Raw genomic sequence first — 11,652 nt, 5'->3', positions numbered from 1 at the left:
TTAATTACTTTTTCTCAATTGAATCATCCTTAAATCGAACTACCGTCTTATATTGATAGCTTCCAATATTACCAGTTGTATCTTTATAACGACTCAACTTTTTTCTTTCAAATGTGAATACAAAGAATCGATATATAAATTTGTGTGGGCTTTTTCCATCTAATTCTACATTTCCAAAGAAGTACGCTATACCACCAGGTAATATTAAATATTTGAAAAAGACATTCTCTCCTAAGGGTAAAAACTGATTTAGAAATATAATTACTAAAAGTGTCCCAACAAAGATTCCCAGTTGTCTGTAAGGTACTGGGAAAGGGAGTGTTATGTCCCTTATCCCATATAAACTCTTTGGAATATCCCAAATAGAGTTATAAGTCCTTACTTCCTTACGAGTCGGTTTCTGAGTCACTTATACCAACTCCTTAAAAATTTATTAGTTATCATTTGAAAACTAAGTTATATAATTTTGTTCCAAGGTCCTTAAATACGTCTGGTGAGAATACAAATACTGAAACAATTGCACAAAGTACCAGCCAACCAATTAAAGCTGCCATTTGTCGTTTTACAAGTAGAACAATTACACCGATGATTGCACAAACTAAAAAGATTGGACCTAACTGAGCTACTAACCAATTTTTAATATTTACCCCAAAATTAATGTTCCCTAGAACCGCTGCATCTGTTATAGCAGGTAATTGCTGAGCAACCATATCTACTCCCAAAAGCTCCATAATTATTTACCCTCCACTTTCTCTAATGTGTTTTCAAATTTCTTCATAGAGCTAATTGAAAACTTGTTATCTTTATTTACAAGATTTAAATCATATGTGTATGTGTACTCTAAGCTGCTATCATTGTCTTTTAACTTAGCATCAACTAAGACTCTGTATCCTTTATCCTTATCTTCATAAATTCGTAGGTTTTCTAATTTGCTAAATGTCATAATACCTTTTAGTCCATTTGTTATATTACTTTTTTCAAAGTAGTAAGCAATTTCTTCTGGTGTTCCTTCTGTATAAACTTTAAATACAGATTGTAAAAATTGTTCTACTTTTTTTACTTCTGCATCTGTATTAATTTCTCGTCCTTCTGATTTGAAGGTAGCCACTTTATAAGATGCCTTTTCTCTCTCTCCATGAACGATTGTAGGATTGTTAGGAACGACCATTTTTCCTTTCTCCATTAAAATTGGAATAGAGAAGTACCTTGTAACTTCTTTAGGCTCTTTTGGTGTATCTGGGGCTTGAGTCATTCCTGGAGCAGGATTATTTACAGGTTCTAGTTTCTGAATGATTTTCAATGTTACTTCTGCTTCATTTCCTTTTTGCCGAACCTCTACAGCTTCCGACTTAACTAAAGTACTAGAGGCGTTTTTTAAAGTGTCTCTATTTAATCCACCTTGCGCATCGGATCCTTCAACTAGAAATTTCTCTAATCGTTTTTTTCGTTCTTCAGCTACATTCATATCAACTTTCCAGTTAAAATAATTTGCGGCAAAACTATTCGCATATGCAATTAATTCTGCTTCTGACATTTTAATTTTTACGGGTTCCTCCTTCTTTTCTTGAACAGCTACTGCTCTAGGAGGACCGGCAAGTTGGATAAATGAAAGAGAGCTTCCTACAAACACGAATCCCATCACACACCAAAATGTAACCTTACCTACTTTTCTTCCTGTTATCGCCGGAACTTTCTCCCTTGTTTTACGTTTCTTCTTTTCTTTAAGTGCTTCTGAATTTTCTAGTTGCATATCTAATATTTCAGTTGTTTTATTCTTTGCTTTTTTAAAGAATGTAAATTTCTTTTTTTCGGCGTTTTTCTGGGATTTTTTTTTTACCATGTCTTCACCTCTCTTTTTAAATGTTTAGGAGATTACAAAGTTCATTGTAATCTCCACTAATCAACTATCTACTTTAAGTATGATTTACTTTTTTCGGAAATCTAAGAGAAATAAAAAAAATTATGTTTTATATCAAAATTTTTTTAGGAAGATTAAAACCAAATATAATGTTTATTAAAATACATAAAAAAAACCAATTCCATTAAGAAATGAAATTGGTTTTACACAGGGTCTATTCTCTATAGTAAGTATTACACAATATAAAAACCTAATATAATATATATCTTTAATATATATAAAGAAAAAAGATAAAGCTATTATACAGAGAAAAAATCGTCTTAAAACATTGCTGTGCTAAGGGTTCATTATTACTCTAGCCGTAAAAAATCATAAAAAGTAAATACTGGGAATGAACTTAATGAGCTGGATGATGATTAAAAACTACAAAATATCGTAAAGTAGGTATATAAAAACTACATATAATCATCGTTAACTTGATGCGAGTGACTGAATAAATAATAAATGCAAATTTTGCTGACTTACGAACAAACTTTCCACATTTCTTAAAAACTACACACAATTTATTAACAAATTGGTCAAAGTTAGAAACAGAATCCACTTTTTAAACATAACTAACAGAAGATTTTCTGATTTTAAGTAGATTTAGAGATAGAACATGATAAGAATAGCACTTAAGGCTTTATATTATACACATCAAATCAAAATTATTAAGATATCAACAGAATTATAAAAAATATTTCTGCTTTTTTGTAGATGAAATGACATAATCGGATTGATAATTCAGAATAAATAACTTAGAAATTGTGAATATCTCATTTTGTTTCACATGCACTGTATGTAATTGCATAAAAAATAGAGAGCCGTAATCATTAAAATTGAAAACTTACTCTCTGTTTTGTTTGAAATAATACCCTTCACATGCTATCTCCAACACGAATAGCCCTCCACTTTTGCTTTTTTCAAAAATAGAGAGCTGTATCATTACATTGCAGGAAGCAGCTGATCAACCGTATGTGGTATTTCATTTGTTGAACGGTAATATGCTTCTAAAGATTGTAGAAACGGAATTAAATCAAAGTCTTCAGGGACCTCAATTACACGAATCTTTTCCTTCGGCAATTTATCAATTTTTTCAATGAACAGTTCACGAATATCGCTAGGGATTTGATTTCCTTTATGTCCACTAGCCTTTAAGAGTTCGCGAATTTCAATTTCTAATGCTGTATATGCGTTAATATTTACCCCTTGTTCATAAGCATATTTTCTAAATAGTGATTCCTCTTGATACTGCATGTAATTACGATGATATGCATCTATAGTTACAGGTACAGCATATTTCGCATGAAGCAGGTCATGCGCTTTACGGAATAGCTTTTGAACATTGCGTAAAGAGTATATAGCAAAATGAGTACCAAATTTAAAAATGGTCTCTTCTTGTTCATGTTTAGGTACATTGTGTGTAATTAAAGGATAAATACCAGTTTTAGCAGCTGTGTCTAATACACGATATTGAGAAGATTGCTTTAATAATTTACTTAGTGTATAAACAAGCTTTTTCGGATATCCTTCTTGTCGATCAATCATTTCCCGTAAGCCACGAACTACTTGGCGAATTTGACGATGACAGGAGTGTTTTAAAACGTTAATGAATTGGTTCATATCCTTTGCAAATTCAGCAATATTCATTTCAACTAACAAGTTTTCTATGAATTTAGCTTTACGCTTATATGTATCTCGTGGTGTAAATGGATCACGGTATTCTGCTCCTTCTTCTTTTGCGCATAAGAAATCAGGATGTACAGATAAATGCAATGTTGTGTATTGCTTTTTATTCCTCTTCCCTTTTTCTAACTTGCAAATTTTAAATAAAGGAGATTCAGTAGCAGAAAGTTTTGTTTCTAATTCCTCAAGTACAGCACGAATCTGATGTGGGTATTTCTTATGTAAGTAACGATACATACCACTAAAGTGTGTTGAGTTTCCTTGTTCATCAACTTTGAATAAAGAACGTTTCAGGGTAGTTTCGCGTTTCTGCTGCATTGCTACATCCATGAATAGTTTCTTAGCTGCAATGGATAACTCAAAGAATTCTTTGGTAAATACTATCGGGCTAATAAATGTATATGCATTTGCTTTATTCGTTTCTTTATTCATGAAATCAGTTAAGGTGATTTTATATTTACCACTGTACTCATTTTCGATTGTAATGATGTTATGGAAACTTAACTTCTTCAAAGCCACATAAAATTGTGAGTGGTGAATATGTGCAAATGCTTCTTTATAATTTTTATAATCTTCCCAAAGCATGTGGATCGATACATGCGAAAGTTCACCATATGTATTACATTTTTTATGAAGAAATAGAAATACTTCTAAATCAGCATTTGTAATACCATATAGCTTATGTTTTCTGCCTTCGTTTTTATCAAATTCACTTACTTTATCTACAATCTTTTTCATTTTCAGTGAAAAAGATGGCTTTGCTTTAGCAACAAATCCCTCTTCATCTGCAATTCGTTCTTCATAGGACATTGAATTCACAATGTCTTCTAGATAGGTATCTTTAAAACTGTAATACTTACCTTCCAAAGCTTCTACTAACTTTTGCCATGATTTAATTGTTACTATTACCGGTGTTGTTGTTTCACCATTTAAACTACGTTTGTTCTTTATAACGAAAGGTTTTGCCATCTTTTTCACCTCCTTTTATGTTAAGTTGCAGTTTTCCCCACAATTAGATATAGAATTTCATTTTTGATTATATCAAATCGAATGCTGGTGAAATCTGTCCCTTTAAGAGGAAAAATAAAAAAATGAAACGTGCCCAAATCCCTTGGGGGACAAGGGATTTGACGTTTCATAAAAAAAAGTTTGTTGCCACCATAGGGCTATGAAGTTTTTTGAATATGAAACGTAGTATGTTGTGGGGGAAATCTTACTAAACCATTGATTTTATAGGGTTTTACGCTAATTTCGTTTTAAAGTTGTGGCCATCATATAGCTATAACGTTTCATGTTTTGGATTGACTAAGAAATTTCTATAGATTTCGTATAAACACTGATATATAGGGAGTTATAACTGTTTTTAAATGAAAAGTTGTGGCCATCATACCGCTATAAACGTTTCATTTCGTTTCATGTTTCCTGCCGTCATATAGCTATAACGTTTCATGTTTTTAAAACAAGTTATATTTTATTGAAAGCTGCTGTAACCATTGGTATATATAGGTTTTTTGAAGTTTTAAAGTGAAAGTTGTAGCCATCATATAGCTATAATGATTTTATTGTTTTTTCTTTCATATTTAATGAAATGGCTTTATATCAACGTTTATTAGTAAATTACATAGAATAAAAATTTTTTTAGTCGAATGATTTTCAGGATATTCTCGTTTCATTTTTTTAAAGTTGTAGCCATCATATAGCTATAACGTTTCATAAATTACGAAATTATAACCACAATATAGCTATTCATTATTATAAGTAAGAAGTAATAGCCAAGATAAGGCTATATAGTTTCAAATAAGAGCTTATAGCCATGATAAGGCTACATAGTTTCAAGTAAGAAGTAATAGCCGTGATAAGGCTATATAGTTTCAAATAAGAGTTTATAGCCATGATAAGACTACATAGTTTCAAGTAAGAGCTTATAGCCGTGATAAGGCTATGTAGTTTCAAATAAGAAGTAATAGCCTCGATAAAGCTATATAGTTTCAAATAAGAGTTTATAGCCAAGATAAGGCTATGTAGTTTCAAGTAAGAAGTAATAGCCGCGATAAGGCTACATAGTTTCAAGTAAGAAGTAATAGCCGTGATAAGGCTACATAGTTTCAAGTAAGAAGTAATAGCCGTGATAAGGCTATGTAGTTTCAAGTAAGAAGTAATAGCCGCGATAAGGCTATATAGTTTCAAGTAAGAAGTAATAGCCGCGATAAGGCTATATAGTTTCAAATAAGAAGCAGTTTTATATAATTAAAGGCAAGTAAAGAGGATTTAAATGATCCAAAATAAAAGGAGTAAAAATCAACAATTGTGAGATTATTCAGATAACATTTCACCTTAAAGGTTATGTAGTTTTTCATCTAAATGGGAAAAATAAACGCATTTTGACTCAGTCATTCGTTTAAAGTGAACTTCCATCAGTGGGAGTCTTATAGCCTGTGAATTGTGGGATGAAAAATGGACTAAGAATTTAATCTTAGTCCATTTCTTATTTTATATCCATTTTGTGTGGAATGTACCTTCTTTATCTACTCGTTTATACGTATGCGCTCCAAAATAATCGCGCTGCGCTTGTAACAAGTTTGCAGGTAGTTTGGCAGTACGATAGCTGTCATAATAAGAAATTGCTGCTGAAAATGCAGGTATCGGAATGCCCTGTTGTACTGCCATTGAGATAATTTGGCGTAATCCACCTTGATATGACTCTACAATTTCTTTAAAGTATGGATCAAGTAAAAGATTCGGTAGGTCAGTGTTTGTTTCATAAGCCTCTTTAATGTTCTGTAAAAAGGCAGCACGAATAATACATCCGCCTCTCCAAAGCATAGAAATGCTGCCAAAATCAAGGTTCCAATCATATTCCTCAGAAGCTGCCTTCAATTGTGTGAATCCTTGTGCATAAGAACAAATTTTACTCATATATAAAGCTTGGCGCACTGCTTCAATTAATTCAGCTTTTTCAACTCCAATTGCTGTTTTATCTTTAGGGCCAGATAAAACTTTGCTTGCGTTCACGCGCTCTTCTTTTAAAGCAGAAATGCAACGAGCAAATACAGATTCCGTGATAATAGGAAGAGAGATACCTAAATCAAGTGCGCTTTGACTTGTCCATTTCCCTGTACCCTTTTGTCCTGCAGTATCAAGAATAACATCCACTAATGGCTTACCAGTTTCTTCATCTTTCTTCTTGAAGATATCGGCTGTAATCTCAATTAGATAGCTGTTCAGTTCACCTTTATTCCATTCAGCAAATATTTCATGGAACTCTTCTGCAGTCAAATCAAGTGTTTGTTTCAAGAAGAAATATGCTTCACAAATTAATTGCATATCTCCATACTCAATACCGTTGTGAACCATCTTTACATAGTGGCCTGCCCCATTAGGTCCGATATAAGAACAGCAAGGCTCGTTATTCACTTTTGCAGAGATGTTTTCAAGCATATCCTTTACTTTTTCGTATGCATCCTTCTGTCCGCCTGGCATAATAGATGGTCCCTTCAGTGCACCCTCTTCGCCGCCTGACACACCTGCACCGATGAAATTGATTCCTTCTTCAGCAAGACGTTTGTTTCGGCGAATTGTATCGACAAAGTATGTATTACCACCGTCAATTAAAATATCACCTTTATCGAGGTGAGGGACTAGAGAATCAATCGCCTTATCTGTAATTTCCCCTGCATTAACCATTAATAAAATCTTTCTAGGTGATTCAAGTGAGTTAACAAACTCTTCAACTATATGAGTACCAACTAAGTTTTTACCACGGTTTTCCTCAATGGTTTCATCAACTTTTTCCTTTGAAATATCATATAGGGCAACAGAATACCCTTTGCTCTCAAAGTTAAGTGCGAGGCTTTTTCCCATAACGCCCACACCAACAACTCCAATTTGTAACTTTTCCATATTCTATCGTTCCTTTCCATGTATGTTACTCTGTATTATAGTATATATACCTAAAATAACACTTTAATCAAATAATCAATCTTTTTCATTTCAATAGGCTCCGCCAGTATTCGTGCAAAAGGTTATAGGGACACGGCACATCATTATCAAGTTAAAAAATAAAGAGAAATTGTCATCCTTATTAATCAATCATGAAAAATAACCGGTTAATTATGAAAAATCACATTAAACAGCTTCCGTATCCCTTTTACTGTTTAGAAAGATCTATACAAATAAACTTAATAATAAAGTAAACCCTAATCCGGCTACAGAAACGATAGTCTCAAGTAAAGTCCATGTTGCAAATGTTTCTTTCATGCTTAAACCAAAGTACTCTTTGAACATCCAGAAACCAGCATCGTTCACATGTGAAGCAATTAAACTACCAGCCCCTGTTGCAAGGACAACTAAAGCAAGGTTAACATCAGATTGACCTAACATCGGAATCACTAAACCGACAGTTGTTAATGCAGCAACCGTAGCAGAACCCAATGAAATACGTAAAATGGCAGCGATAATCCATGCGAGCAAGATTGGTGATAATGAAGTTCCTTTGAATAATTCGGCTACATAGTTACCAACGCCTCCATCAATTAATACTTGTTTGAAAGCTCCGCCTCCACCAATAATTAAGAGCATCATCCCAATATTCGAGATCGCTGTTGTACAAGATTCCATCACGTTTTTGATTGGAATATTTCTTGCCAATCCCATTGTATAGATCGCAACTAGTAAGGATACCAACATGGCAGTATCCGCATTCCCAATAAACTCGATCGTTGCTAGTAAACTATTATCTTTGAATCCCATTGTTTTTTGCAGCAAAGTAATAATTGTAGCGACTGCCATTAAAAGAACAGGCAGTAAAGCGGTAAAAACACTGATTCCAAAGCCAGGAGTTTCTTCAAGTTTAAATACTTTCTGCTCACCTAAAGATTTGATATTACCGGTTTTTGTGAACGCATCAGGTACTAGCTTTTTTGCAAGTTTAGTAAATACAGGTCCAGCTAACACAACTGTTGGAACCGCTATCATAAAGCCGTAAAGTAATACTTCACCGATGTTTGCATGCAATTCACCAGCAATAGCAGTTGGTCCCGGGTGTGGCGGTAAAAATCCGTGTGTTACAGATAAAGCTGCTGCCATCGAAATACCGAGATATAAGATAGAAACTTTTAATTCTCTTGAAATCGCAAATACAATCGGAATTAATAATACTAATCCTACTTCAAAAAATAATGCAATCCCGATAATAAATGAGGCAGTCACAACAGCCCATTGAATGTTCTTTTCACCGAATTTTTTCACAAGAGTCATGGCAATGCGTTGTGCGCCCCCAGAATCTGAAAGCAACTTACCTAACATCGCACCAAGTCCAAAAACGAGTGCTAAATGACCAAGTGTTCCGCCTAATCCCGCTTCAATGGTTTTAAAAATTTTTTCTGGTGGCATTCCAAGTGCTAAAGCAACCCCGACCGATACAATGATTAATGAAATGAAGGTATTTAATTTAAAGCGCATAATCAGTAAAAGTAATGCTAAAATCCCAATTGCTACAATGACTAATGGCATCGTAGTTCCCCCCTAATCTTAGCTGTATTTGTATTTATATTTATCCCACTATTTGTAGGCAGTAAGGCCCCCCACCTCGAGATTTAGATAGAAGCGAGGCGTGGGGGATTACTCATGAAAGTTTTACTTTATTAAATTTCTTTGATAATTTGCAATTCGTGTATAATCGTCTTCTAGCGCCCTTGATAGGTTAATAAATATAGGCAGTAATTGTCTGTATTCTTTTGTTGCTTCTTCTTTCGGTGTATGTTTGTAGGTACTGCCAACCATTTCGGAAACGATTTCAAAAGAATCAATTTTTCCTGTGGCATAGAGACCTAATATACATGCACCTAGACAAGAGCTTTCGTAGCTCTTTGGAACAACGACTTCAGATGCGAAAATATCGGACATCATCTGTCGCCAAACGTCAGACCTTGCGAAGCCGCCTGTTGCTTGAATACGGGTTACAGGACCATCCATGCATTCGGTTAACGCTAAGAATACAGTGTATAAATTATATATAACGCCTTCTAAAGCTGCACGAATCATATGTTCCTTCTTATGTGACATCGTTAAACCGAAGAAGGAGCCACGTACATCTGGATTCCATAATGGTGCACGTTCACCTGCGAGGTATGGATGGAATAATAATCCGTCTGCACCAGGTCTCACGCGTTCAGCTATTTTAGTTAATACATCGTATGGATCAATTCCTAGTCTTTTCGCAGTTTCTACTTCTGATGAAGCAAGTTCATCACGAATCCAACGAAGGACCATTCCGCCATTGTTTACCGGTCCACCAATTACCCAATGCTTTTCAGTTAAGGCATAACAAAATATTCTTCCTTTTTTATCTGTTTGTGGCTTGTCAATGATGGTCCGAATAGCACCACTTGTCCCAATTGTGACAGCAATCTCACCTTTTCGAATTGCATTCACACCTAGATTAGAAAGCACCCCATCACTGGCACCAATGACAAACGGTGTTTGTGAATCGATACCAATCTTTTGGGCTAAATCTGGATTGCAGTTACTAAATATTTGGGTGGTTGGTACGAGTTCAGATAATTGAGCTGGTGTTATACCAGCAACTTTTAAAGCTTCCTCATCCCAATCTAGTGTTTTTAAGTTCATCATACCCATGCACGAGGCGATGGAATGATCAACAACATATTGATTAAAGAATTGTTTGAAGATATATTCTTTGATTCCAATATATTTTTTCGTTCTAATAGCAATTTCCGGATGATCATTCACAATCCATGTAATTTTACTTAATGGTGACATTGGGTGAATAGGTGTTCCTGTTCGTCTATAAACTTCATGGCCATTCAGTTCATCTTTGATTTTATGTGCCCATGCCTCACTACGATTATCTGCCCAAGTGATACAAGGTGTCAGCGGATGATCATTTTCATCCATAGCTATGACACTATGCATAGCACTGCTAAATGAAATAAACGATGGTTTTTTATCTGAATGCTGTTTCGTTATATTTGATATTGCTTGTAAAACAGCTTGGAAAATCTCTTCTGGATCTTGTTCCGCTGTGGATATATCCGGTGTGCGAAGTGGATAACCAATATTCTCGGTTTGGATGACTTCGCCTTTTTCAGTAAATAAAACTGCTTTCGTACTTGTTGTACCGATATCTATACCTAACATATAGCTACTCATGTCCTTGCTCTACTCCTTTAGATAACATTTGTTGTGACATCCAGAAATCTTCAACTTTCCCTTGAACATCATCGAAGTTTAGATGTAAGGCCTCAATCATGAGGGCTCGATTTTTTGATTCGATTGCTTTTATATAAAGCTCATGATTTTTAATAACCCGTTCAAAGTCTTCGTACTTTTCCTTGAAACGAGTACGCATTGATAAAAGGATTAAGCTTTCCATAACAGGCTTTAAATTATTCCAAATCATCAGGATGTAGGAATGCTCAATGGTTCGAATAATCGTTTCATGGAATAAAAGATCTTGATAAGAAAACTCATCAGAATCATGATATTTAATGGCGATTTTCATCATTTCCATTATTTTATTTAGTTCTCTTACTAAATCATTTGTGTCCAACTTTACAAGTCGCTCAAAGATAAACTTTTCTATAAGTAAACGAACATCATATATTTCTTCGATTTCTTTCTCGGTTAAACCAATGACAACTGCGCCCATTCTTTCTAAGCGAATAATATTTTCAGAAGCTAGTACTTTTAATGCTTCACGAACGGGTGACCGACTTACAGAAAAATCGGCAGCTAATTTATTTTCCGACAGGATGGTACCGCTTTCAATTTCCCCTGCAATAATGCGCATTCTCAGTTCGCTCGCAACACGATCACCTGTAGAAGCTTTTGAAAGCCATTTTTCAGGATAAAGAAATTCCATTGATTTCGCCATAAATTCACCTCATGTTAATCAAGTATACTTGTATACAAGTATTATAACTCGGATTTTTAATTATGCAAGCGCTTTTATTGTTTGCTTTGTTTCTTTTAAAGGAAAGCCCCATAATTAATAAGCTAACAAATCGAGTCGCTTCAAAAACTATTATTGTTGATGAAGAAGATTTAGA

General features: G+C 34.3%; 8 protein-coding genes. All 8 read right to left on the bottom strand.

The features are described from left to right. Window positions 1-4 precede the first annotated feature (4 nt). The 8 genes from N2V79_RS27585 to gntR all read right to left on the bottom strand — a co-directional run bounded on the left by N2V79_RS27585 (window position 5) and on the right by gntR (window position 11,477). Entirely contained in the window at window positions 5-409 is a 405-nt protein-coding gene (locus N2V79_RS27585) for a TcpE family conjugal transfer membrane protein (protein ID WP_340720411.1), read from the bottom strand. Between the two features lie 31 nt (window positions 410-440). Further along, complete coding sequence (locus N2V79_RS27580; RefSeq protein ID WP_340720410.1) at window positions 441-731, bottom strand: hypothetical protein; 291 nt, start codon at window positions 729-731, stop codon at window positions 441-443. A 2-nt stretch (window positions 732-733) separates the two neighbouring features. Next, window positions 734-1,840: a conjugal transfer protein gene (locus N2V79_RS27575; RefSeq protein WP_340720409.1), complete on the bottom strand. Its 1,107-nt coding sequence runs from the start codon at window positions 1,838-1,840 to the stop codon at window positions 734-736. A 1,002-nt stretch (window positions 1,841-2,842) separates the two neighbouring features. After that, window positions 2,843-4,552 (bottom strand): hypothetical protein, encoded by a 1,710-nt coding sequence (locus tag N2V79_RS27570; RefSeq protein WP_340720408.1) that lies wholly within the window; start codon window positions 4,550-4,552, stop codon window positions 2,843-2,845. A gap of 1,521 nt (window positions 4,553-6,073) precedes the next feature. Beyond that, complete coding sequence (gene gndA / locus N2V79_RS27565) at window positions 6,074-7,483, bottom strand: NADP-dependent phosphogluconate dehydrogenase (protein WP_000413557.1); 1,410 nt, start codon at window positions 7,481-7,483, stop codon at window positions 6,074-6,076. Window positions 7,484-7,747: 264 nt separating this feature from the next. Then, the gene (gntP, locus tag N2V79_RS27560) at window positions 7,748-9,094 is read right to left on the bottom strand and encodes a gluconate permease GntP (protein WP_340720407.1); all 1,347 of its coding nucleotides are present in this window, start codon (window positions 9,092-9,094) and stop codon (window positions 7,748-7,750) included. A gap of 123 nt (window positions 9,095-9,217) precedes the next feature. Then, the gene (gene gntK / locus N2V79_RS27555; RefSeq protein ID WP_097854146.1) at window positions 9,218-10,753 is read right to left on the bottom strand and encodes a gluconokinase; all 1,536 of its coding nucleotides are present in this window, start codon (window positions 10,751-10,753) and stop codon (window positions 9,218-9,220) included. Continuing rightward, window positions 10,746-11,477 carry a gluconate operon transcriptional repressor GntR gene (gntR, locus tag N2V79_RS27550; RefSeq protein WP_340720406.1) on the bottom strand — a complete coding sequence of 244 codons (732 nt, stop codon included), beginning with the start codon at window positions 11,475-11,477 and terminating at the stop codon, window positions 10,746-10,748. Before gntR ends, gntK begins: the two co-directional genes overlap by 8 nt. Between the last annotated feature and the right edge of the window lie 175 nt (window positions 11,478-11,652).

The organism is Bacillus sp. CH_70 (assembly GCF_038007045.1).
GTDB classification, from domain to species: Bacteria; Bacillota; Bacilli; order Bacillales; family Bacillaceae_G; genus Bacillus_A; species Bacillus_A cereus.
The sequence above is the reverse complement of the archived record's forward strand: the minus strand, read 5'-3'. Positions and strand labels throughout refer to the sequence as shown.